Source organism: Streptomyces sp. NPDC007872, from assembly GCF_042868165.1.
Lineage (GTDB): Bacteria > Actinomycetota > Actinomycetes > Streptomycetales > Streptomycetaceae > Streptomyces.
This window is the reverse complement of sequence record NZ_JBIAEA010000003.1, coordinates 684,458-706,655: the sequence shown is the minus strand read 5'-3', so window position 1 is coordinate 706,655 and position 22,198 is coordinate 684,458. Positions and strand designations below refer to the sequence as shown.

Below are 22,198 nucleotides of genomic sequence, written 5' to 3'. Positions count from 1 at the left end.
CGGGCGCCGGATCCCCTCCTCTCACCGCACGGGCGCGGCGAGTGCCTCTCGCCGCGCCGGCCGGACGGGCCTTCCGTCCCGCCGGGCCGTGCCCCGCTGTCCGCCTTCTTCGCACAGCGTCGAGAACGAGGGAACGATGACCACTACCCGCACCCACCGGCTGAGGCGTCCGCTGCTCGCCGGCACCACGGCCGTCGCCGCCATGGCCGTGACGGCCGGCTTCATGGCCGCCTCGCCGGAGCAGGCGAAGGCCGCGACGGGCCCCAGGCTGAGCCTCGTCGCGGCGACCGGCTCGGTCACGCTCACTTCCTGGAAGGAGGACCCGGGCGTCTACCTGGACCTGGGCACCTATCTGACCGCGGAGGGGACGCCGCTGGAGCTCAGGGCGACCCGGAAGTCCTACAAGGACCCGGTGGTCCTCACCCAGACCGTGTACGAGGGCGGCAAGGCCAGGTCCAAGGTGCTGCCGCAGGGGACCGTGAAGGACTTCTCCGGGCTGCCCGGCTTCGCGGAGATCACCCTCACCGACAAGGCCGGCAAGAAGGTCCTCAGCCGCGCGGAGAGCTTCTGCCCGAACAACGCCAGCGGCCGGATCCGGCCCGACGCGCCCGCCACCTCGAAGTATCCGGAGAGCTGCCCCACCAACCCCTTCACCCTCGGCTCCGTGTGGGGCGTCGAGAAGGGGTGGGCCTCCAACACCTACGCCGGTTCCTACACCCAGCCCGTGAAGCTCGCGGCGGGCACGTACACGGCCAGGGTCGGGGTCGCCAAGAAGTACCGGGACCTCTTCGGCATCGCCGACAAGCCCGCGACGGTGAAGGTCACCGTCCAGGAGCGCAGTTGGGAGGAGGGCAACGGCGTCGGGGCCGCCCGCTCGGCCGCCGCGGACGAGCACGCCGGACACGGCACGGCGGGCGAGCACGCCGGGCACGGTACGGCCGGTGGGCACGGCGCCGCCCACCAGGCGCCCGCCGGTCACGCCGCGCACGCCGGGCACGGCCCGGTGAAGCCCGTCCAGGCCGGGGCGCCCGAGACCAGCGGCGCCACCCCCTCGTACAACGTGGGCCACGGACCGCTGAAGGCCGCCCCGCCGGCCCTCCCGTGGGCGCTGAAGAAGCGGCAGGCCGAGCTCGCCGGCGCCCGGGGCGCCGACGCGGCCGGGGCGCGGACCGGTGACACGACCGGGCAGACCGACGGCTCGCGCAAGGCGCCCGCCCTCGCGCCGGCCGCCGAGCGGCCCACCGGCAAGGCCTCCGTCCCGGACGTCCCCAAGCCCGACCTGCGCTCGCTCCCCGCGTACGGCATCACCATCAGCGACGGCACGGAGAACGTCCCGGGCAAGGACTACCTGGCCTTCAGCGCCAACGTGTGGAACGCCGGACCGGCCCAGCTCGTGGTGGACGGCTTCCGCTCGCCCGGCAAGGCGAAGATGGACGCCTACCAGTACTTCTACGACGCCAAGGGCAAGCAGGTCGGCTACACCCCGACCGGCACCATGGAGTGGGACCCGCGCCCCGGCCACGTCCACTGGCACTTCACCGACTTCGCCAGCTACCGGCTCCTGAAGGCCGACAAGAAGGAGGCGGTCCGCAGCGGCAAGGAGGCCTTCTGCCTGGCCAACACCGACGCCGTCGACTACACGGTGAAGAACGCCAACTGGCACCCGTACAACACCGACCTGGCGACCGCCTGCGGCCAGGAGAACTCGATCTCCGTCCGCGAGGTGCTCGACGTCGGCTCCGGCGACACCTACACCCAGGACCTGCCGGGCCAGTCCTTCGACATCACGGACGTGCCCAACGGCACCTACTACATCCAGGTCCTGGCCAACCCGGCCAAGCGGCTGAAGGAGACCGACCTCGACAACAACAGCGCCCTGCGCAAGGTCGTCCTCGGCGGCAAGCCGGGGAAGCGGACCGTGACGGTCCCGGCGCACGACCTCGTGAACGCGAACTGATCGCGGACGCCGCGTACACCGCGCACACCGGGGGAGCGGTCACGGGGTGCGGAAGCCCCGGAAGGTCACGTGCTTCCGGGTCGTGAAGCCGAGCCGCTCGTAGAGCGCGATCGCCGTCGTGTTCTTCTCGGCCACGTGGAGGAAGGGGCGCTCGCCCCGGGCCAGGACCCGGTCGGCGAGCGCGCCCACCAGGCGGGCGGCGTGCCCCCGTCCGCGTGCCTCGGGATCCGTGCAGACGGCGCTGATCTCGGTCCAGCCCGGCGGCCGGAGCCGCTCGCCCGCCATGGCCACCAGCCGGCCGCCGTCGCGGATCCCGAGGTAGGTGCCGAGTTCGCGGGTGCGCGGCCAGAACGGCCCCGGCCGGGTGCGCGCGATCAGGTCGAGCATCTCGGGCACGTCGGCCGCGCCGAGCTCCACCACGCCGGTGTCGACGGCACCGGAGGACCCGCCGGACCGGAGCATCTGCCGTCCTGCGAGGACGAAGACCGGCTCCCAGTCCGGCGGCGGGACGGCCGGGGAGCTGAACATGTCGGCGAAGGCCTCCCGGCCGAGGAGCCGCGCCAGGTCGGCCCAGTCCGCCGCGTCCGCGTCGGCGGGCATCGCCGAGAAGGTCGCGACCTCCGGCAGGTACGTGGCGGCCCGGCCGTGCCGGCGGCCGAGCCCCGCGTGACGCCCGCGCAGCGACTCGCCCACCGGGTCGTCGAGCACCGCGAGGCCGTCGCCCCCGTCGTTCGTCATCGTGTGTCGCCTTTCCTCGGAACCGCCCGCCACTGTTCCACAGGGCCCGGGGAACGCTGCCGAGGGGTCCGGGATCCGGTCAGCCGGTGCGGTTGTAGAGCGCCGTGCCGGGGCAGGCGGTGACGCCCAGGCGGGTGCCGCAGCCGGAGTACTGGGCGGAGCCGTTCCACCACGTCCAGCCGCCGATGGTGCGGCCGTTCAGCCAGGTGTACTGGCCGGCGTAGTTCGCGTCGTAGGTGCGCAGGCTCCAGTGCACGTGGGCCCCGGTCGCGGATCCGCCGGCGCAGGTGTCGGTGCCGATGCTGCCGAGCAGGGCACTGCGGGCGATCGACGTCCCGTTGTAGTAGGTCGTGTTCCGCATGTGGTAGTAGTCCGTGGAGAAGCCGCCGGGGTGGATCACCCGGGTCCAGCCGCCGCCGGCGCCGCACATCGAGGTCGCCGTGCCCTCGCGGGACGAGCGGACCAGACCGCTCGCGTCGCCGCCGGCGAAGTCGAGGGCGCTCCAGTACCCGGATCCGCTGTCGTGGGCGTGCGGACCGCCGGTCAGGGTCATGTAGTGGTCCGGCATCCAGGGCAGCAGCAGTCCGTTGACGTTGGCCTGGGTCCCGGCGGGCGAGATCTGTTCCGGAGGCGCGTCCAGGGGCCGTGTCCGCGTCCGGGGCGCTGCCGCGCGCTCGGCGTAGGCCGTCATGGTCCGCCGTTCCGCCGCGCCGACCAGCGGGGACTCGGCCACCTGGTCGGCGAACTCGCGGTCGCCCTCCAGGCCCGGGACCCATCGCCCGTCCTCGCGGTGGGCGAGGTAGAGCCAGCCCTCCGGCGCGCCGTGCCGTGCGCGTGGGGCCTCGACGTAGGCGACGCCCCGGGCCCAGTCGCGCGAGACGCCGCGCACGTCGACGACCACCGTGCGGCCCTCGGCGGCGAGCCTGCCGAGGGCGGTCGCCGGGGCGAGGCCCTCGACGTCGTGGGACCGGGAGAGGACGTCGGCGGAGACGGCGTCCACCAGTGCCGCGCGGTCGGTGCCGAGGCGGTCGGCGACGCCGGCCGGCATCTTCACGGTGACGCCCGTCGGCATCTTCACGGTGGCGCCCGCGGGCGGCGACCCGGCGGCGGTCGTGGCGGCCGCGGCCCGGGCCGCGGGGGGCGTCGGCGCCGAAGGAGCGGCGGCCAGCAGGCCGGTGACGGCGAGGGCGGTGAGGGCGATTCTCGCGGGGAGGCCAGAGAGCACGAGCGGTGTTCCTTTCACGGAGGAGAAGGGCCCGCCGGAAGGCGGGCACCGGTGCGGTGCCGGAACGAGCGGGAAGCCGGGGGAGGCGGGAGCGCGAAGCGCGTCCGCGCACGACGTGACCCCCCATCACTTTGTCGTGTACCTGACCGAGTGTGGCGTTCCTCGTCAACGCGCGTCAACCATGTCAAGGCGTCGTCATCGATCGGCCCCATGGCGATGGCCGGACCCGCCCGCCCGGCCCTCGGTGGCGACCGCGAGCGCCTCAGGACACAGCCGTCCGCCGCCGCACCGCGCTGCGGCGGGGAGTGTGCACTGTGGTGCCAGGAGCTGTGCGCGGACGGAACAAACGGGGGCTCCCGCCGGCCGTAATTTCGAGGCGTTCCGTTCGCCGCAGGTCGCGGCGAACGGGTTCCCACCGTTTCGAGAGGACCCCACATGTTCGACGCCTCGCAGGTGCACGCCGCTCCCGGCGCGGACCTGATCACGCCCGACAACGCCGTCATGCTCTTCGTGGACCACCAGCCGCAGATGTTCTTCGGCACCGGCAGCGGCGACCGCGCCGCGATCATCAACAACACCGTCGGCCTCGCCAAGGCGGCCCGCGCCTTCGACGTGCCGGCCGTCCTGACCACGGTCGCCGCCGAGTCCTTCTCCGGGCCCCTGCTGCCGCAGCTCGCCGAGGTCTTCCCGGAGAACGAGGTCATCGACCGCACCACCATGAACGCCTGGGAGGACGAGGCGCTGGTGGAGGCGGTCAGGGCGACCGGACGCAAGAAGATCGTCCTGTCCGGCCTGTGGACCGAGGTCTGCCTGGTCCTCCCCGCCCTCTCCGCGCTCGAGCAGGGCTACGAGGTGTACGTCGTCGCCGACGCGTCCGGCGGCGTCACCCCGGCCGCCCACGAGCACGCCCTCCAGCGGATGGTGGCCGCCGGCGCCGTCCCCGTGACCTGGGTGCAGGTCCTCCTGGAGCTCCAGCGCGACTGGGCGCGCCAGGAGACGTACGGCGCGGTCATGGAGATCGTCAAGGCCCACGCGGGCGCGTACGGCCTGGGCGTCGTGTACGCGCAGACCGTCATCGGCGCGCACGCCGCCGGCTGAGACCCGTGGACACCGGCATTCTGATCCTGCGTCTGCTGGTGGGGCTCCTGATCGCCGGCCACGGCGTGCAGAAGGTCAGCCGCCGCCTCGGCGGCCGGGGACTCGAAGGCGGCGCCGAGGAGTTCCGGGCCGACGGCTTCCGCGGCGGAGCCCTCACGGCCCTCGCCGCGGGCGGCGGCCAGATCGGCTCCGGCCTGCTCCTGGCCGCCGGGCTCCTCACCCCGGCGGCCGCCACCGGCGCCGTCGGGGTCATGACCGTCGCCCTCACCGTGAAGCGCCCCCACGGGCTCTGGGCGCAGAACGACGGCTACGAGTACCCCCTCGTCCTCATCGGCACCGCCACGGCACTGGCCGCCACCGGCCCCGGCGCCCGGTCCGCCGACGCCGCGCTCGGCCTCGCCCCGTACCCCGCGTGGTGGGCGGCCCCCGTCCTCGCGCTCGGCGTCGCCTCCGGGCTCCTCGCCCGGCTCCTCCTGCACCGCGCCGGACCCACCACCCACCCCACCCCGTAACGGAAGCACCCCATGAACCACGCACCCACCGCCCTCCGGAGCGGCGGCCAGCCGCTGCTGCACCAGAAGGGCGAGGAGATCCAGGCGTTCGGCACGCTCAAGCAGCTCCCGATCGCCCTCGGCCACGACACCCGCATGTACGCCTGTCAGCGCCTCAACCACCTCCTCGCCGACACCCAGATCCTGTACGGGCTCTACAAGAAGCACCACTGGCTCATGCGCGGAGCCACCTTCTACTCCCTCCACCTCATGCTGGACCGGCACGCCGAACGCCAGCTCGCGATCGTGGACGCGCTGGCCGAACGGGTCCAGAGCCTCGGCGGCGTCGCCGTCGGGGACCCGCGCCACGCGGCCGAACTGACCTGCGTCCCGCGCCCGCCCGACGGCGTCGAGCCGGTCCCCGTCATGCTGTCGCGGCTGCTCGACGCCCACGAGCGGATCCTCACCGACGCCCGCGACGCCGCCGCCCGCATCTCGGCCGAGGGCGACGAGGGCAGCACCGACCTGATCGTCTCCGAGGTCATCCGCGCCGGCGAGGCCCAGGTGTGGTTCCTCGCCGAACACCTCGTCGACACCCCGCTGGTACGCGGCTGATGCCGGACACCGACACGTACGACGTCGTGGTCGTCGGCGGCGGTCCGGGCGGCGAGGTCGCCGCCGCCCGGACCGCCCGCGCCGGACTGACCACGGCCCTCGTCGAGAAGGACGCGGTCGGCGGCGACTGCTCCTACCGGGCCTGCGTGCCGAGCAAGGCCCTGCTGCGGCCCGGCGCGGCGCGCGGAGCGGCCCGGTCCGTCGACGGGGCCCGGCAGGCGGTGACCGGGCCGCTCGACCCGGCCGCCGTCCTCGCCCGCCGCGACCGGTTCACCGGCCGCGGCGACGACACCGGCCAGGCGGAGTGGCTCCGCGGCGCCGGGGTGACGCTGGTACGGGGGCACGGCCGCCTCGCCGGCGAGCGCCTGGTCACGGCGACCGGCGCCGACGGCACCGCACGCACCCTGCGCGCCCGGCACGCGGTCGTCCTCGCCCCGGGCACCCGCCCCGCCCTGCCGCCGGTCCCCGGCATCGACCGGATCGGCGCCTGGACCAGCAGGGAGGCCACCACGGCCGACGCCGTGCCCGCCCGGCTCGTCGTCATCGGCGGCGGGATCGTGGCCTGCGAGTCGGCCACCGCCTGGAGCTCCCTCGGCTCCTCCGTCACCCTCCTCGTCCGCGACCGGGCCCTGCTCACCGACTGGGAGCCGTGCGCGGGCGAAGAGGTGGCCCGGGGCCTGAACTCCCTCGGCGTCACCGTCCGCTTCGGGGTCTCGGCCACCCGCGTGCGCCGCGACCCGGCGACCCGCGAGGCGCTCGTGGACACGGACGACGGCTCCGTCCTCGTCTGCGACGAGGTCCTCGCCGCCACCGGCCGCCTGCCGAACACCGACGACCTCGGCCTCGACACGGTCGGCCTGCCCGCGGGGGGCCCGCTGCCGGTCGACGACACGTGTCGCGTGACCCTGCCGCACGGCGACTGGCTCTACGCCGTCGGCGACGCCAACGGCCGCGCGCCGCTGACCCACATGGCCAAGTACCAGGCCCGCGCCTGCGCCGCGGCGATCGCGGAGCGGGCGGCCGGACGGCGGCCCGCGACCGGCTCCCTCCAGCCCTGGAGCGCCGCGGCCGACCGCTTCGCCGTCCCGCAGGCCGTCTTCACCCACCCCGAGATCGCCCGCGTCGGCCTGACCGAACGCGCGGCGCGCGAGGCCGGGATCCCGGTCCGCGTCGTCACGTACCGCACCGACGAGGTGGCCGGCGCCGCGCTCCACGCGGACGGCTACCGGGGCCTCGCCACGCTCGTCGTCGACGAGTCCCGCCAGGTCGTCGTCGGCTGCACCCTCACCGGGCCGCCGGCCACCGAACTCATTCACACGGCCACGGTCGCCGTCGTGGGAGAGGTGCCGCTCACCCGGCTGTGGCACGCGGTCCCCGCGTTCCCCACGGTCAGCGAGGTCTGGCTGCGCCTCCTGGAGGCGTACGGCCTCTAGGCCCGACCGCTTTCTTCCTCCTTCTCCTTCCTCTCATCCCTCACCCGCACAAGGAGTACCCCCATGCCCTTCGTCAACGTCGCCGACCGAGAGTCCGCCCCCGTCGAGCTCTACTACGAGGACCACGGCACCGGGCAGCCGGTCGTCCTGATCCACGGGTGGCCGCTCAACGGCGCCTCCTGGGAGAAGCAGACCGCCGCCCTCCTCGCCGCCGGCCACCGGGTCGTCACCTACGACCGGCGCGGCTTCGGCCGTTCGGACCAGCCCGCGTACGGCTACGACTACGACACCTTCGCCGCCGACCTCCACGCCGTGCTCACCGCCCTCGACCTGCGCGACGCTGTCCTCGTCGGCTTCTCCATGGGCAGCGGCGAGGTCACCCGCTACCTCGGCTCCTACGGCTCCGAGCGCATCTCCAAGGCCGTCATGATCGGCGTCGTCCCGCCCTTCCTGCTCAAGACCGACGACAACCCCGGCGGCGTCGACGGCAGCGTCTTCGAGGGCATCCAGGAGGCCATCGCCGCCGACCGCCACGCCTTCATGACGGACTTCCTCGCCGACTTCTACAACGTCGACGTCCTGGGCGGCGAGCGCATCAGCGAGCAGGCCGTCCGGGCCAGTTGGAACGTCGCCGTCGGCGCCTCCGCCAAGGGCACCCTCGACTGCGTGCAGGCCTGGCTCACCGACTTCCGGGCCGACCTGCCGCGCATCGACGTGCCCACCCTGATCGTCCACGGCGACGCCGACCGCACCCTGCCCGTCGAGGCGACCGCCGTCCCGCTGTCCGGCCTGATCGACGGCGCCCGCCTGACGATCGTGCCCGGCGCCCCGCACGGCCTGCTGTGGACCCACGCCGACGAGGTCAACAGCGCGCTGCTCGACTTCCTGGGCTGACCGCACCCGCCGGTCCTCCCTTTTCACCCCCGCCGAAAACCACCCCGGACCCCCCCGCAACCCGTCCCGAAGGAGCACCCCGCCATGACCGACAAGCCCGTACTCGAGCCCGCCGCCCAGGCGTTCGCCGACGCCACCGCCCAGCCGCCGTACCTCTACCAGATCCCCGTCGCCGACGGCCGCAAGGCCGTGGACGACGTCCAGAGCGGCGAGGGCGTCCCGCTGCCCGCCGTCGACGAGGAGTGGGTGACCGTGCACGGCGGGCCCACCGGCGACGTCCGCGCCCGGATCGTCCGCCCGCGCGGCAGCACCGGCCCCCTCCCTGTCGTCCTCTACGTCCACGGCGCCGGCTGGGTCTTCGGCAACGCCCACACCCACGACCGGCTGGTCCGCGAACTCGCCGTCGGCGCCGGCGCGGCCGTCGTCTTCCCCGAGTACGACCTGTCGCCCGAGGCCCGCTACCCGGTCGCCGTCGAGCAGAACTACACCGTCGCCCAGTGGGTCGCCCGCGAAGGACACCACAAGGACCTCGACGGCACCCGCATCGCCGTCGCCGGCGACTCCGTCGGCGGCAACATGACCGCCGCCCTCACCCTCATGGCCAAGCGGCGCGGCGACGTGCGCCTGCTCCAGCAGGTGCTGTTCTACCCGGTCACCGACGCCTCCTGCGACACCGCCTCGTACGACGAGTTCGCCGAGGGCTACTTCCTGCGCCGCGAGGCCATGGGCTGGTTCTGGGACCAGTACACGACCGACCCGGCCGAGCGCGCGCAGATCACCGCCTCGCCGCTGCGCGCCTCCGCCGAGCAGCTCGCCGGACTGCCGCCGGCCCTGGTGATCACCGCCGAGGCCGACGTCCTGCGCGACGAGGGCGAGGCGTACGCGGCCCGCCTCCGCGCCGCCGGAGTGCCGGTCACCGCCCTGCGCGTGCTCGGCACGATCCACGACTTCGTGATGCTGAACGCGCTCCGCGAGACGCACGCGGCGGAGCTGGCCATCGGCCTCGCGGTCACCACCCTGCGCAAGGCCCTGGCATGACGGGCCCGTCGACGAGCATGCCGGTGGCGGGCCTCGTGCCCGCCCCCCGGCGGGCGGCCGCGCACGCCGACCTCCTGGTCCGCAACGCCAAGGTGTTCACCGGCGACCCTCACCGCCCGCACGCCCGCGCCGTCGCGATCCGCGACGGCCGGGTGGCCGCCCTGGGCGACGACCACGCACTCGCGCCGCTCGTCGGCCCGGACACCAGGGTCGTCGACGCGCTCGGCCGCCGGGTGGTCCCGGGCCTCAACGACTCGCACCTGCACGTCATCCGGGGCGGCCTGAACTACGTCCTCGAACTGCGCTGGGACGGCGTGCGCAGCCTCCGCCAGGCCCTGGCCATGCTGCGCGAGCAGGCCGGCCGCACCCCGAAGGGCCAGTGGATCCGGGTCGTCGGCGGCTGGACCGCCGAGCAGTTCGCCGAGCGCCGGATGCCCACCGTCGCCGAACTGAACGCGGCCGCCCCCGACACCCCCGTGTTCGTCCTGCACCTCTACCAGTCGGCGCTGATGAACCGGGCGGCCCTGCGCGCCGCCGGATACACCCGCGACACCCCCGACCCGCGCGGCGGACAGATCGTCCGCGGCCGGGACGGCGAGCCGAACGGCGTGCTCCTCGCCGCCCCCGGCGCGCTGCTCCTCTACTCCACCCTCGCCAGGGCGCCCGCCCTCGACGCGGCCGACAAGCGCACGTCGACCCGGCACTTCCTGCGCGAGCTCAACCGCTTCGGACTGACCTCGGCGGTCGACGCCGCCGGCGGCTTCCAGAACTTCCCCGACGACTACGCCACCGTCGTCGACCTGGCCCGCTCGGGGGAGCTGTCGCTGCGCATCGCCTACCACCTGTTCCCGCAGACGGCCGGGCAGGAGCTCGCCGACCTCCGCCGCTGGACGGAGACGGTGAGGCCCGGGGACGGCGACGAGTGGCTGCGGCTCAACGGCGCCGGGGAGAACCTGACCTGGGCCGCCGCCGACTTCGAGAACTTCTCCGAGCCCCGGCCCGAACTCGCGGCCGGGTACGAGACGGAGTTCGAGCAGGCGGTCCGGCTCCTGACGGAGAACGGCTGGGGCTTCCGGCTGCACGCCACGTACGACGAGACCATCCGCCGCGACCTGGCCGTCTTCGAGAAGCTCGCCGCCGAGGGCCTCTTCCCCGGCGCCGGACGCTGGCTGTTCGACCACGCCGAGACGGTCTCGGCCGGAAGCCTGGACCGGATCGCCGCCCTCGGCGGCGCCGTGTCCGTGCAGAACCGCATGTCCTTCCAGGGCGGTGCCTTCCTGGCGCGGTACGGCGCCGCGGCGGCGGGCCGCACCCCGCCCGTCCGGGCCATGCTCGACCGGGGGCTCACCGTCGCCGCCGGCACCGACGCGACCCGCGTCTCCTCGTACAACCCGTGGGTCTCGCTCCACTGGCTCGTGACCGGACGCACCGTCGGCGGCACCCCCCTCCGGCCGGGCCCGGAACTGCTCGGCCGGGAGACGGCCCTCGCCCTCTACACCCGGGGCGGGGCGCGGCTCACCGGCGAGGAGGACGTCAAGGGCGTGCTGCGGGAGGGCTTCTACGGAGACCTCACGGTCCTCTCGGACGACTACTTCACCGTCCCCGACGCCGCGATCCCCGACATCGAGTCGGTCCTCACCGTCGTCGGCGGCCGCATCGTGTACGCGACCGCCGAGTACGAGGGCCTCGACGAGGCCCTGCCGCCGATCGCCCCGGAATGGTCGCCGGTCGCCCGCTTCGGCGGGTACGGGGCGGGCGGCGCGCGCCAGGCCGAGCTGATGGCGCAGACCGTGGCCGAGTCCGAGGCGCACCGCCGCTGGCGCGCGGCACGGGGCTCCGCGCCCGGCGCGCCGCAGCCCTTCGTGGACCCCTGCTTCACCCACTGAACCGAACGAGGAACCCGTATGAATGCCAAGACCGACACGGAGGCGGGGACGGAGCCGGAGCCGGATCCCGTCCCCGGCGCCCCCGGGCGCCGCTTCGAGCCCGACCTGCGGGCGATGACCCGGATCACCCTCCGCCCCATCGCCTCGCCCATGCCCCTGGGCTTCTTCACGGTGGCCATCGCCTCCGTGATGACCGCCTGCCTCCAGCTCGGGGTCTTCGAGGCCGGGGACCGCACGGCCGTCGCCCTGTGCGTCCTCCCCGCCTTCGCCCTGCAACTCCTCGTGAGCGTGCTGGCCTTCGGCGCCCGGGACGTCATCGCGGCGACCCTCATGGGCACCTTCGCCGGCAGTTGGCTGGCGTACGCGCTGGTGATCGGCACCGACGCGGCCGGCGGGCACCGGGTGCTCGGCGTGTTCAACCTGGCGTTCCTGTGCTTCGGGGCGCTGATGGTGGCCGTGACCCGGCCCAAGCGGGCCCTGTGGGCCGTGCTCGTGGTCTCCCTGCCGCGCTGGGCGGCCACGGGCGTGGCCGGGCTCACCGGAGCCGAATGGCTCACGTACACGGCCGGCGCCCTCGGACTCCTGGTCGCGCTCGTGGCGACGTACGCCGCCTTCGCCCTGATGCTGGAGGACATGCGCAGCGAGGAGGTCCTGCCCATCGGGCGCAGCGGTCCGGCCCACACGGCCGTCGAGGGCGACCTCGCGGTGCAACTGCGGAACCTGGAACGCCAGGCGGGCGTGCGGAGGACCCTGTGAACGGCCTCCTGGGCGCGGATCACCGAGGAGGAGAAGGGGAACCATGAGTGGTGGACCGCCCCGACCGGACGCTCCGAGCGGCGCCGTCGGTGACGTGGCGCTGGGCCACGACGAGGAGCACGGCCGCCGGGAGGGACGCGAGCACGGCGGTGGCCATGGTCGCGTCCCACCGGGTGCTGTGGGCGCCGAGGTAGTCGTAGACGCCCAGGGTGACCGGCCGGACGGCGTCGGAGGTGGTCAGGGTCAGCGCGAACAGGGTGTCGCCCCAGGCGAAGAGGAAGGCGAAGACGCCGGAGGTGATGAGCGCGTTCCGGCTGAGCGGCAGCACCACGGAACGGAACAGGCGCACCGCCCCCGCGCCGTCGAGGAGCGCCGCCTCGACGACCTCCCGGGGGATCGCCCGCACGGCGGACCTCAGCACGAGGATCGCGAACGGGACGCCGGCGGTGGAGTCGGCGAGCACCAGGCCGAGGTGGGAGTCGAGGAGCCCGGCGTCGGCGTAGGCGCCGTGCAGCGCGTTCGCCACGGTGACGCCGGGCACCGCCTGGAGCAGCAGCACGCCGAAGAGGAACGCGCCGGCGCCCCGGATGGGGCGCAGCGCGAGGGCGTGGGCCGCCGGAGCGGCAAGCGCCAGGCTGAGGAGCGCCGTGCCGAGGGACACGACCAGACTGGTGACGAGATGGCCGCCCTGCTCGTGCAGCGCCGCCGCGTATCCGGCGGCGGAGGGGTCCGCGGGGAACCACCCGTCCCGCCACGGTCCTTCCGCGGGTCGCAGGGAGGCGGTCACCATCCAGTGGACCGGTGACAGCGTCAGCGCGAGCAGGACGACCGCGACGAGGGTGGTCGCCCGGCCCCGCCGCCGTCGTGGCCGTACGGGGAACAACGGTTCTCCTCCGTCTCAGGGGGTCCGGGCGCGCCGGCCGGCGCGCAGGTGGAGCAGGGCGAGGACGAGGGAGACCAGCACGAGCACGTTCCCCGTGGCGGCGGCGCGCCCGAAGTCGAGCTCCTGGAAGGACTGCTCGTACGCCAGGGCGGCCAGGGTCCGCGTGGCGCCGGCGGGCCCGCCGCCGGTCAGGACGAGCACCACGTCCGGCGACCGGAGCGTGTAGACGGCGCCGAGGACGAGGACGACGCCCGCGGTGGGCCGCAGCAGGGGCCAGGTGACGTACCGGAAGAGGCGCACGGGTCCCGCTCCGTCCAGGAGCGCCGCCTCGTGGACCTGGCGCGGTATCCCCTGAAGGCCGCCGTACAGGAGGGCCGTGGCGAAGGGGACGCCCACCCAGGTGTTGACGAGGACCGCGGACAGGAGGGCCTCGTCGGTGCCGGTGAGCCAGGGGACGCCGGTGCGGACGAGGTGCAGGGCGCGCAGCACCCCGTTCACCACGCCGCCGTCGGTCTCCAGCATCCACCGCCACACCGTCCCGGTCACCACCAGCGGCATCAGCCACGGCAGCAGCATCAGCGCGCGGACCGGCCGGGCGAGCGGGAAGCGACGGTGGAAGAACAGGGCGAGGCCCAGGCCGAGGACGAACTGGGCGGCCAGGGAACCGGCGGTGTACAGGGCCGTGGTGGAGAGGGCCCGCCGGAACTCCTCCGACCGCAGCAGGAGGAGGTGGTTCTCCGCACCCGTGAACGGCGCCCCGCCGGTGAGGAAGGAGTCGGCCGTGAAGCTCCGCAGGCTCGTCGTCACGTTGTCGACGAGGGGCCGGCCCAGGAACAGCAGCAGGTACGCGGCGGCCGGCGCGAGGAACGCGGCACGGACCGCCGCGTCCCGCCGCCGCGCCCGGGCCGCCGCGCCGGATCGCGTACGGGCCGCCGAACCGGGTCGCGTACGGGCTGCTCCGCCGGGCCGCGCCCCGCGCTCAGGAGCCCGTCGCCGTGCGCTGCGCACGGCGCAGTGCCTCCTCGGGCGTCCGCTGTCCCGACACCGCCTCCTGCACGGCGGTGTGGATCGCGGTGGCCGTCCTCGGCCAGGCGGGGCCGAGCGCGCGGGTGCGGGCCCGGGCGCCCTCGACGCTCCGGACGAAGGCGGCCATCGACGGGACCCGCGCGGCGTACCGGCCGGCCACGTCGGGGCGCGACGGGACGGTGTGGTGCCAGTCGGCCAGGGCCAGCATGCTCGCGGGCCCGTTCAGGCAGGCGAGGACCTCGGCCGCCTTCCGCCGGCGGGCCTCGGAGTCGTTGCGCGGCACGGTCCACACCTCGCCGCCCAGGGGCGTGACCAGGGCGTCGCCGGCCCGGGGCACGGGCAGCGGGACGACCCCCCAGTCCAGGTCCTCCGCCGCGTCGAGCGCGGGGATCCGCCAGGGGCCGTTGACCATCATGGCCGCCCGGCCGCCGAGGAACTGCTCGTGGACGTCCGCCTGGTTCCAGGTGAGCACGGACCGGGACACGGACCCGTCGCGCACGAGACCGGTCCACAGGCCGAGGGCCTCGACGGCCCGCGGATCGTCGAGGCGGCGCTCGTCGCCGCCGTTGGACCACAGGAAGGGCAGGAACTGGAAGGTGGCCTCGAAGGACGCGTCGGCGTCGACCGCCAGGCCGTACCGGCCGGGGCGGGTGGTCGCCCGGGCCGCCTTCCGCAGCTCGTCCCAGGTGCGGGGGACCGGCACGCCGGCCTCGGCGAGCGCGCGCTTGTCGTAGAAGAGCGCCAGGGTGTTGACGGTGGGGGCCAGGCCGTACACCTCGCCCCGGTACGTGCCGGCCGACAGGATGCCCGCGCCGAAGCCGTCGGTGCGGACGCCGTACGCGCGCAGCGGCGCGAGCACGCCGGACCGGGCGAACTGCTGGAGGTCGGGGTTGTCGAGCATCAGCAGGTCGGGCAGGGTCCCGGCGGAGGCCTGCCGCAGGGCCGTGGGCACGAGCGAGGGCGCGGGGACACTGCGGTGCTCGACCGTCACCCCGGCCTTCTCGCCGCAACCGGTGAGCAGTTCGCCCCAGTGGGCGTGCTCGGTGGTGTCCGTGTAGTAGTCGAGCGCGGTGAGGGACGTCACCCGTTCCGTACGGCCGTCGGCCCGACCCCCCGGGCCGGAGCCGGTGCCGCACGCGGTGGCGGCCAGGACCAGGGCGACGGCCGCCGCGAGGGCGGCGGGGGGTCGCTTCGCCGGTCCTGCTGGTGCTTTCACGGTGGTGCCCTTCCTGCGGGTGCGCTGCTCCTGCGGATGCGTTGCTCCTGTGGATGCCGCTGCGCTCGAAAACGTGTCCGGTCAGCGTAGACGGCCCGCCGGGGCCTCCCGCTCCGCGTCGCCCCTGGCCAGGACCACGTGGGTCAGTTGCACGCGCGACGTGACGGACAGTTTGCGGAAGACGGCCGTGAGGTGGGTGTTGACGGTGTGCGGGGAGACGACGAGGGCGTCTGCGGCCGACCGGTTGGTGTGCCCCGCGGCGATCAGCCGGGCCACCTTCCGCTCCGAGGCGGTGAGCGCCTCCCAGCCCTGGACGGGCCGTGCGCGTACGGGGGAGGGGCGCCCCGCACCAGCACCCGCGCTTCGCGTGCCGCCCGCACCGGCGCCGTCCAGGAGGAGCCGCGCGTCGGCCGCGGCCGCGAACGCGCCCGAGGCGGCGAAGGCCTCCTGGGCGGCCGACAGGACCGCCGGGGCCTCCGCCGCCCGCCCGGCCGACAGCAGCGCCCGCCCGAGTCCGGCCCGGGCGGACGCCAGGACCAGCGGGCGGGGGCCGGCCGCGAGCAGGGACACGGACCGGTCGAGGAGGGCGAGGTCGCCGGTGGCGAGCCCGGCGGCCAGCGCCGCCACGCCCGCCGCCGTCGGCACCCCCGGATTGCGCGCGGCGTGCGCGGCCGCCTGCCCGGCCAGGTCGTCCGCCAGCCCGCGGTCCCCGGCCCGCAGGGCGATGCCGACCGCGGTGCCGACCCGGGTGCGCAGCAGCCGCCAGCGCATGAACGGACCGATCCGCCCGAGCCGGTGGAGCGCCTCCACGGCGTCCCGGACGTCCCCGTCGTGGGCGGCGACGACGGATTCGAGGAAGCACACCGCGGCCCGGTTCCCGGGGTTCGGCTTCACCGCCGTCCGCTCCCGCGCCTCCGCCAGATGCCTTCCGGCGCCCGCGCGGTCGCCGCGCAGCAGCGCGATCCCGGCCCGTGTCACCCGGGAGTTCACCTGCTGGACCGGCGCCCGCAGGTCGTCCTCCAGGCGCTCCATCGTCACGAGGTGCGCCTCCGCGTCGTCGAGCCGCCCGAGGCCCAGGTGCTGCTGGGCCTGCGCCCACAGGAGCATGGCCTGGCGGTGCGAGTCCCCGTCCCCGGCGGCCCGCTCCAGGAGTTCCCCGGCCCGGTCGAACCGGTCCACGTGCTGGTGGGCGACGACCTCCTCGGGCCGGAAGGCCCGGTCGACGGCGCTGAGCGCGGTGAAGCGCTCCGAAGCGGCGGCCCCGTCACCCGCGTTGAGCGCGATCTCGCCGAGCGCGGACAGCGCCTGGACGTGGGCCGAGCGGTCTCCCGTCGCGACCGCCGCCGCCAGCGCGTCCTCGCCCGCGGACCGGGCCGCGTCCAGGTCCCGGCCCCGTGACAGGGCGAGCGCGCGCAGCGCCGACAGGCGGGCGCTCACCGCGGACGGCGTCCCGCCGACGGCCAGGGCGGCCTCGGCCCGGCGGCACAGCTCCTCGGCCAGGTCCAGGTTCCACAACGCCCCGCCGAGGGCGGCCTGCAGGCGCCCGAACACCGCCAGCGGCGGCTGCTCGGCGAGGAGCCGGTCACCGGTCGCCAGGGCCTCCCGGTTCCGCCCCGCCCGGGTGAGGCAGACGACGGCCTGCTCGCCCACGTCGAACCGCGCGGCGTCCGACGGCCGTACGAGTTCCAGGGCCCGCGCCATGAGGTCGGCCGCGAGCCCCGGCGTCACCGACAGGACGTCGTCGGCCGCCCGGCGCAGGAGGACGACGGCCTCCTCGTCGCCGGGCTGCGCGCCGCGCAGGACGTGCGACACCGCGTCGATCGGCCGGTGCCCGGAGGCGACGAGCCGGTGGGCGGCGGCCCGGTGCAGCGCGTTGCGCGCCGACGGCGGGACGTCGGCGTACACCGCCTGCCGCAGCAGGTCGTGCCGGAAGGTCAGCAGCGCGCCGTCGTCGTCGAGCAGCCCGGACCGCACGGCCTCGTCGAGCGCCGCGATCAGCGCGGCCGGGGGGAGGGCGCAGAGCGCGGCCGCGTCGTCGAAGGCGAAGCGCCGCCCCAGCACGGCGCCCACCCGCAGGAAGCGCAGGGTGTCCGGGGCCAGGGAGCCGAGCCTGCCGCGCACCCCGGCCACGAGGCCGGGCGGCACGGGGGCGACGCGGGACCGGACGGCGTCCTGGCCGCCGGTTCGCCCGACGGCACGCCCCCCGGGCCGTTCGCCGGTTTCGCCTCCGCTCTCAGCGAGCCGTTCGACAGTTCGGTTACCGCCCCCTGCGGCCCGGTCGAAGACTTCGCCTCCGTCACCGCCAGCCGGGCCGACGACTTCGCCCCCGCTCCCCGTGGCCCGGCCGACGGCTTCGTCACCGCTTTCTGTGGTACTGGCCCCTGCGGCACTGCCTTCCGCGCGCCGCTCGACGAACTCGCCCCCGCTCCCCGCCGCCCGCAACCCGCGCAGCAGCTCCACCGCGAGGAAGGGGTTCCCCGCGGCGTCGTCCAGGAGGGCCCGGGTCCGTTCGTCGACGCCGGGGCCGAGCGCGTCCCCGGCGAGCTGGCCTATGGCCGCGGTGGACAGCGGCCCCAGGGGGAGCGACGTCACCGGCAGCCGGTCCCGCGCGGTGGCGAGGACCTCCTCGCCCGCGCCCGCGGGCCCCGTCCGCCCGGTCAGCAGCCACAGGACCGGAGAGGCCCGCAGCCGGCCGGGCAACTGCCGCAGGGCGAACCGGCTCAACGGATCGGCCCACTGCACGTCGTCGAGGGCGATCAGCACGGGAGCCCCGTCCGCCCTCGTCTCGATCGCCTCGGCGAGCCGCTCCACGAGCCGGATCCGCTGGTCGTGGTGGCGGGCGAGGTCGGCGAAGGCGTCGCCGGACAGCAGCGGCCGGTCGCCGGCCCGGAGACAGCCCGCCAGGGAGGACAGCGGCACGAGGTGGTGCAGCTCGTCGGCCCTGCCGACGCCGGTGGAGTACCCGGACTCCTCGGCCAGGGCGACCGTCTCCGCGAGCAGCGTGCTCTTCCCGATGCCCGCCTCGCCGCGCAGGAAGGCGAGGCGACCGCTGCCGCCGTGGGCGACGGAGGCGACGAGCGCGCGCAGCTTCGCGAGTTCGCCCTCCCGGCCGCGCAGACCGCGCCGGGACAGCGGTCCGCCCGACCCCGCCACCTCGCCCCTCCCCTGGTACACACACGGACCGTCCGAGGCCGCCGTCACCGGCGTCGGAGCGTTCCCAGGGGGTCACTATGGCAAGAACCGCAGCTCAACGCACATCCGGGCACATCCGACAAGGAGTCACGGGTCGGTCATGCGGCCGGACGGCGCGGCTCCCGCGCCTCCTCCGTCCGAGGGACCGGGACCGTCCACGCCGGTGCGGCGGTGTCCCGCCAGTCGGCCGGGGACACGCCGTACGCCGCGCGGAACACCCGGCCGAAGTGCGAGGCGCTGCTGAATCCCCAGCGGTGGGCGACGCCGGCGACGGTGATGCCGGCCCCGTCCCGGCGGGCCAGCATCCGCCGGCATTCTTCGAGCCGGCGCCGCTGGATCCAGCGGCCGACGGTGACGCCGTCCCCCTCGCCCTCGAAGAGCTTGTGCAGGTAGCGCACGGAGATGTGGTGGGCACGGGCCACGGTCGCCGGAGTCATGTCGGGGTCGGCCAGACGGGTGTCGATGTGGGCGCGTATCCGCGCCATCAGCACCCGGGCGCCGCTGGGCGAGTCCTGGGCGTCCACGCCCCGCCGCTCGTCGGCGAGGACGGTCAGGAGGTCCACCACGTTGCGGGCGACCAGTTCGCCGGCGGGCTCCGGACAGACCTCGGCGGTGTCCACGAGCCGCGACAGGAAGGGCGCGAGGAGTCCGCCGACCGGCGTCTCGGACCCGAGCGGCGAGGCCGTGATCCGGGACAGGTCCGACTCGTCGAGGCCGAGCACGGCCCGGGGCAGCACCAGGGACTTCGTCTCGAAGGGCTCGGGGAGGGTGAGCCGGACGGGGCGCGCCATGTCGTACACGAAGAGCTGCCCGGGGCGCACCGCGTTGTCCCGCGCGTCCTGCTCGACCCGCGCGCCGCCCCGGTGCAGCAGCTTCACGACCACGAAGTCCTCGTTGTCGCTGCCCGCGATGAGGCTCCGCGTGCGGCGCGCCGTCTGGGGCTCGCCCTCCACCGTGACGGCCTGGGCGCGCCCCAGCGGTGCCGTCCGGATCGTGCCGAACCGGACCTCGTCCGGCACGGTCATGTCCACGGAGCCGAACGTCGTCGCCAACGCCTCCCGCCAGTACGCCCGGCGCCGCGCGGACGGCACCCCGTCGGTGGTGAAGCGGGTGCGGCCGGGGGGCCCGGGCTCCGGGACCGGCGCGACGGGCGTCGGTACCGGCATCGGCATCGGTCTCGACACCGGCATCGGTGTCGGCGTCGGTGTCGGCGTGCGCGACGACATGTGTTCTTTCCTCCGGCGGCTGTGCTGGGACACCAGCCTTCCGGCCGGCCGCGCCGGGCACATCACGTGAATCCGCTAGATCGCCTCCCGCGTGCGCCTCCTACCCTGGGCCCGTGACCCAGGACAACAGGCCCCTCGCCGTCTTCGACCTCGACAACACCCTCGCCGCGACCGCCCACCGCCAGCACTTCCTGGAGCGGAGGCCCAAGGACTGGAGCGCGTTCTTCGCGGCGGCGCCCGACGACCCGCCGCTGGAGGAGGGCGTCGCGCTGTGCCGCGAGGCGGCCGGGGAGTGCGAGGTCGTCTACCTCACCGGGCGGCCGGAGCGGTGCCGCCGGGCGACCGTGGACTGGCTGGCGGAGCAGGGGCTCCCCGCGGGGCCGGTCCACATGCGGCGCGACCGCGACTTCCGGCCGGCCCGGGTGACCAAGGTGGAGATCCTGCGCCGGCTCGCCGCCGACCGCCCGGTCAGGATGCTGGTCGACGACGACCCGCAGGTCTGCGACGCGGCGGAGGCGGCCGGCTTCACCGTCGTACGGGCCCGCTGGGCGGCCCCCTCCGAGGTGCTGCGGGAGGCGCAGGAGGAGGAGGGCCGGACCTGACCCCGCCGCGCGGAGCCGGTCCCGGAGACCGGCCTCCGGGACCCGCCTGCGGGACCGTGCCCCGAAGGCCGGTCCCGTACGTCAGGCCCCGTACGTCGGCTCCCGTACGTCAGGTCTCGTCCTCCAGCCGGAACCCGACCTTCAGGCCGACCTGGTAGTGCTCGATCGTGCCGTCGACGAGGTGGCCGCGCACCTGCGTCACCTCGAACCAGTCGAGGCCCCTCAGGGTCTGCGAGGCGCGTTCGATGCCGTTGCGGATGGCCTGGTCGACTCCCTCGGTGGAGGTGCCGACGATCTCGGTGACGCGGTAGGTGTGGTTCGACATGGGGGACGGACTCCTCTCGGTGCGTTCCCTCCACCGTGCCCCAGGCCGCGCCGGGGCGCGACACGACGACCTCCCCACGGCCCACCGGGAATTACCGGCGGTAAGGGCACAGACCGTCTCTCCGGGGGGCGGAACGGGACGGTCAAGGACTTGACCATCCCGTTGGTCCAGACCAGAATCCAGGCCACATACCCGCGCGAACGTCCCGTTCGGTCCCCCCATGCCGGGTCAGCCCCCTATGCACGACCCTGTGCTGAACCGCAGAAGGTGACCCACGTGAAGAACCGACGTCTCGTCTGTCCCCTGGCAGCCGCCACCGCGCTCGCCCTCTCGGGCTGCGGGATGCTGCCGGGCGACGAGGGCACGAAGACCGTCAACATCTGGCTGATGCGGGACAGCGCCAGCGAGGACTTCGTCGAACGCTTCAAGAAGGCGTACGAGGAGGAGCACGACGGGATCGAACTCCGGTTCACCATCCAGGAGTGGACCGGCATCGGCAAGAAGGTCACCGAGGCGATCGAGGGCCCCGGCGGACCCGACGTCATCGAGGTCGGCAACACCCAGGTCGCCCAGTACGCCGACACCGAGAAGGTCTTCGACCTCACCCTGGAGGCGGTCCGCGACCTCGGCAGCGAGGACTGGCTGCCCGGTCTCGCCGAGCCCGGCAACATCTCCGGCGCCCAGTACGGCATCCCCTGGTACGCCGCCAACCGGATCGTCATCTACAACAAGGACCTGTTCCGGGACGCCGGGATCGACAAGCCGCCGGCCACCCGCGACCAGTGGCTCGCCGACACCGAGAAGCTCAACAAGAACGGTTCCCAGGGCATCTACCTCGCCGGCCAGGACTGGTACACCCTCGCCGGCTTCATCTGGGACGAGGGCGGCGAACTCGCCGTCGACAAGGGCGGCGAGTGGACGGGCGCCCTCGACAGCCCGGCGGCCCAGCGCGGCATGGCCTTCTACAAGGAGCTCCAGTCCCTCGGCTCCGGCCCCAAGAACGCCGACGAGCAGAACCCGCCGCAGGCCGACGTCTTCGCCAAGGGCGACGTGGCCCAGCTCATCGCCGCGCCCAGCGCCGTCGCCGCGGTCCTCAAGGCCGACCCGGCACTCAAGGACAAGCTCGGCTACTTCCCGATACCCGGCAAGAAGGCCGGCCAGCCCTGCGCCGTCTTCACCGGCGGCTCCGACCTCATCATCCCGGAGAACGCCCCCCGGCGCGCCGCCGCCCTCGACGTCGTCAAGGCGCTGGCCGGCGAGAAGTGGCAGACCGAACTCGCCCGCGCCATGGGCTACGTGCCCAACAAGAAGGGCCTCGCCTCCGTCGTCGCCGGCCAGGAGGCCACCTCCGCCATGGCCCGGGGCGCCGCGCGCGGCCGGGCCACCCCGAACTCCCCGCAGTGGGCGAACGTCGAGGCGGACAACCCCATCAAGCCCTACATGACGGCCGTCCTCCAGGGCGAGGACCCGCTGAAGGCGGCCCGCAAGGCGTCGGAGGCGATCACCGAGACCCTCGCCGAATAGCATTCAGCGTTCGCACACCCGCGAGCCCCCGGACGGTCACGTCGAATCCAGCCGGTCACGGAAGAAGTAAGGA

General features: G+C 74.8%; 20 protein-coding genes. 12 read left to right on the top strand and 8 right to left on the bottom strand.

Features of this window, described 5'->3' with window-relative positions; translation table 11 throughout:
- Window positions 1-136: 136 nt before the first annotated feature.
- Window positions 137-1,957 (top strand): lysyl oxidase family protein, encoded by a 1,821-nt coding sequence (locus ACFYNX_RS13660; RefSeq protein ID WP_388661183.1) that lies wholly within the window; start codon window positions 137-139, stop codon window positions 1,955-1,957.
- Window positions 1,958-1,996: 39 nt separating this feature from the next.
- Here the strand turns inward: ACFYNX_RS13660 and ACFYNX_RS13655 are convergent, their stop codons facing one another.
- Both ACFYNX_RS13655 and ACFYNX_RS13650 read right to left on the bottom strand, forming a co-directional pair.
- On the bottom strand, window positions 1,997-2,695 hold the full coding sequence (locus tag ACFYNX_RS13655) for a GNAT family N-acetyltransferase (protein WP_388661180.1): 699 nt from the start codon (window positions 2,693-2,695) through the stop codon (window positions 1,997-1,999).
- Window positions 2,696-2,774: 79 nt separating this feature from the next.
- Complete coding sequence (locus ACFYNX_RS13650) at window positions 2,775-3,920, bottom strand: M23 family metallopeptidase (RefSeq protein WP_388661177.1); 1,146 nt, start codon at window positions 3,918-3,920, stop codon at window positions 2,775-2,777.
- A gap of 435 nt (window positions 3,921-4,355) precedes the next feature.
- Here ACFYNX_RS13650 and ACFYNX_RS13645 point away from each other — a divergent pair, with 435 nt between their 5' ends.
- From ACFYNX_RS13645 to ACFYNX_RS13610, 8 genes are all read left to right on the top strand, one after another.
- Window positions 4,356-5,018: a hydrolase gene (locus ACFYNX_RS13645; protein WP_388661174.1), complete on the top strand. Its 663-nt coding sequence runs from the start codon at window positions 4,356-4,358 to the stop codon at window positions 5,016-5,018.
- A 5-nt stretch (window positions 5,019-5,023) separates the two neighbouring features.
- Window positions 5,024-5,530 (top strand): DoxX family membrane protein, encoded by a 507-nt coding sequence (locus ACFYNX_RS13640; protein ID WP_388661171.1) that lies wholly within the window; start codon window positions 5,024-5,026, stop codon window positions 5,528-5,530.
- 12 nt (window positions 5,531-5,542) lie between these two features.
- The gene (locus ACFYNX_RS13635) at window positions 5,543-6,124 is read left to right on the top strand and encodes a DNA starvation/stationary phase protection protein (protein ID WP_365543978.1); all 582 of its coding nucleotides are present in this window, start codon (window positions 5,543-5,545) and stop codon (window positions 6,122-6,124) included.
- A complete protein-coding gene (locus ACFYNX_RS13630; protein ID WP_388661168.1) occupies window positions 6,124-7,557 on the top strand; it encodes a dihydrolipoyl dehydrogenase family protein in 1,434 nt (477 codons plus the stop codon). The genes ACFYNX_RS13635 and ACFYNX_RS13630 overlap by 1 nt, the downstream gene beginning before the upstream one ends.
- A gap of 63 nt (window positions 7,558-7,620) precedes the next feature.
- A complete protein-coding gene (locus ACFYNX_RS13625; protein WP_388661165.1) occupies window positions 7,621-8,451 on the top strand; it encodes an alpha/beta fold hydrolase in 831 nt (276 codons plus the stop codon).
- A gap of 84 nt (window positions 8,452-8,535) precedes the next feature.
- Window positions 8,536-9,489: an alpha/beta hydrolase gene (locus ACFYNX_RS13620; protein WP_365543969.1), complete on the top strand. Its 954-nt coding sequence runs from the start codon at window positions 8,536-8,538 to the stop codon at window positions 9,487-9,489.
- Complete coding sequence (locus ACFYNX_RS13615; RefSeq protein WP_388661162.1) at window positions 9,486-11,375, top strand: amidohydrolase; 1,890 nt, start codon at window positions 9,486-9,488, stop codon at window positions 11,373-11,375. Before ACFYNX_RS13620 ends, ACFYNX_RS13615 begins: the two co-directional genes overlap by 4 nt.
- Window positions 11,376-11,393: 18 nt before the next feature.
- Window positions 11,394-12,131 (top strand): GPR1/FUN34/YaaH family transporter, encoded by a 738-nt coding sequence (locus tag ACFYNX_RS13610; protein WP_125667630.1) that lies wholly within the window; start codon window positions 11,394-11,396, stop codon window positions 12,129-12,131.
- 19 nt (window positions 12,132-12,150) lie between these two features.
- Here ACFYNX_RS13610 and ACFYNX_RS13605 read toward each other — a convergent pair whose 3' ends face one another.
- The 5 genes from ACFYNX_RS13605 to ACFYNX_RS13585 all read right to left on the bottom strand — a co-directional run bounded on the left by ACFYNX_RS13605 (window position 12,151) and on the right by ACFYNX_RS13585 (window position 19,473).
- Window positions 12,151-13,014, bottom strand: a complete 864-nt coding sequence (locus ACFYNX_RS13605; RefSeq protein WP_388661159.1) for a carbohydrate ABC transporter permease — start codon at window positions 13,012-13,014, stop codon at window positions 12,151-12,153.
- A 15-nt stretch (window positions 13,015-13,029) separates the two neighbouring features.
- Window positions 13,030-14,022 (bottom strand): sugar ABC transporter permease, encoded by a 993-nt coding sequence (locus tag ACFYNX_RS13600; RefSeq protein ID WP_365543960.1) that lies wholly within the window; start codon window positions 14,020-14,022, stop codon window positions 13,030-13,032.
- Window positions 13,994-15,256, bottom strand: a complete 1,263-nt coding sequence (locus tag ACFYNX_RS13595) for an extracellular solute-binding protein (RefSeq protein WP_388661156.1) — start codon at window positions 15,254-15,256, stop codon at window positions 13,994-13,996. Before ACFYNX_RS13595 ends, ACFYNX_RS13600 begins: the two co-directional genes overlap by 29 nt.
- Window positions 15,257-15,337: 81 nt before the next feature.
- Window positions 15,338-18,430: a helix-turn-helix transcriptional regulator gene (locus tag ACFYNX_RS13590; protein WP_388661154.1), complete on the bottom strand. Its 3,093-nt coding sequence runs from the start codon at window positions 18,428-18,430 to the stop codon at window positions 15,338-15,340.
- Window positions 18,431-18,546: 116 nt separating this feature from the next.
- Complete coding sequence (locus ACFYNX_RS13585) at window positions 18,547-19,473, bottom strand: helix-turn-helix domain-containing protein (RefSeq protein ID WP_388661554.1); 927 nt, start codon at window positions 19,471-19,473, stop codon at window positions 18,547-18,549.
- Between ACFYNX_RS13585 and ACFYNX_RS13580 the strand changes: the two genes are divergently transcribed.
- Together ACFYNX_RS13580 and ACFYNX_RS13575 are read left to right on the top strand one after the other, a co-directional pair.
- Window positions 19,472-19,744: a hypothetical protein gene (locus tag ACFYNX_RS13580; RefSeq protein ID WP_365543954.1), complete on the top strand. Its 273-nt coding sequence runs from the start codon at window positions 19,472-19,474 to the stop codon at window positions 19,742-19,744. The two genes, ACFYNX_RS13585 and ACFYNX_RS13580, sit on opposite strands and share 2 nt — an antisense overlap.
- Before the next feature lie 43 nt (window positions 19,745-19,787).
- Window positions 19,788-20,276, top strand: a complete 489-nt coding sequence (locus ACFYNX_RS13575; protein WP_388661151.1) for a hypothetical protein — start codon at window positions 19,788-19,790, stop codon at window positions 20,274-20,276.
- Window positions 20,277-20,385: 109 nt separating this feature from the next.
- On the opposite strand, the gene ACFYNX_RS13570 is transcribed toward ACFYNX_RS13575, so the two are convergent.
- On the bottom strand, window positions 20,386-20,601 hold the full coding sequence (locus ACFYNX_RS13570) for a dodecin (RefSeq protein ID WP_062759802.1): 216 nt from the start codon (window positions 20,599-20,601) through the stop codon (window positions 20,386-20,388).
- A gap of 276 nt (window positions 20,602-20,877) precedes the next feature.
- Here ACFYNX_RS13570 and ACFYNX_RS13565 point away from each other — a divergent pair, with 276 nt between their 5' ends.
- A complete protein-coding gene (locus tag ACFYNX_RS13565; protein ID WP_388661148.1) occupies window positions 20,878-22,125 on the top strand; it encodes an extracellular solute-binding protein in 1,248 nt (415 codons plus the stop codon).
- Window positions 22,126-22,198: the final 73 nt, after the last annotated feature.

Bases quoted from the DNA above. Each gene is read 5' to 3' on its own strand.
- ACFYNX_RS13660 (WP_388661183.1), top strand. From the start codon at position 137: ATGACCACTACCCGCACCCACCGGCTGAGGCGTCCGCTGCTCGCCGGC.
- ACFYNX_RS13655 (WP_388661180.1), bottom strand. From the start codon at position 2,695: ATGACGAACGACGGGGGCGACGGCCTCGCGGTGCTCGACGACCCGGTG.
- ACFYNX_RS13645 (WP_388661174.1), top strand. From the start codon at position 4,356: ATGTTCGACGCCTCGCAGGTGCACGCCGCTCCCGGCGCGGACCTGATC.
- ACFYNX_RS13635 (WP_365543978.1), top strand. From the start codon at position 5,543: ATGAACCACGCACCCACCGCCCTCCGGAGCGGCGGCCAGCCGCTGCTG.
- ACFYNX_RS13630 (WP_388661168.1), top strand. From the start codon at position 6,124: ATGCCGGACACCGACACGTACGACGTCGTGGTCGTCGGCGGCGGTCCG.
- ACFYNX_RS13625 (WP_388661165.1), top strand. From the start codon at position 7,621: ATGCCCTTCGTCAACGTCGCCGACCGAGAGTCCGCCCCCGTCGAGCTC.
- ACFYNX_RS13620 (WP_365543969.1), top strand. From the start codon at position 8,536: ATGACCGACAAGCCCGTACTCGAGCCCGCCGCCCAGGCGTTCGCCGAC.
- ACFYNX_RS13615 (WP_388661162.1), top strand. From the start codon at position 9,486: ATGACGGGCCCGTCGACGAGCATGCCGGTGGCGGGCCTCGTGCCCGCC.
- ACFYNX_RS13610 (WP_125667630.1), top strand. From the start codon at position 11,394: ATGAATGCCAAGACCGACACGGAGGCGGGGACGGAGCCGGAGCCGGAT.
- ACFYNX_RS13580 (WP_365543954.1), top strand. From the start codon at position 19,472: ATGTCCACGGAGCCGAACGTCGTCGCCAACGCCTCCCGCCAGTACGCC.
- ACFYNX_RS13585 (WP_388661554.1), bottom strand. From the start codon at position 19,473: ATGACCGTGCCGGACGAGGTCCGGTTCGGCACGATCCGGACGGCACCG.
- ACFYNX_RS13570 (WP_062759802.1), bottom strand. From the start codon at position 20,601: ATGTCGAACCACACCTACCGCGTCACCGAGATCGTCGGCACCTCCACC.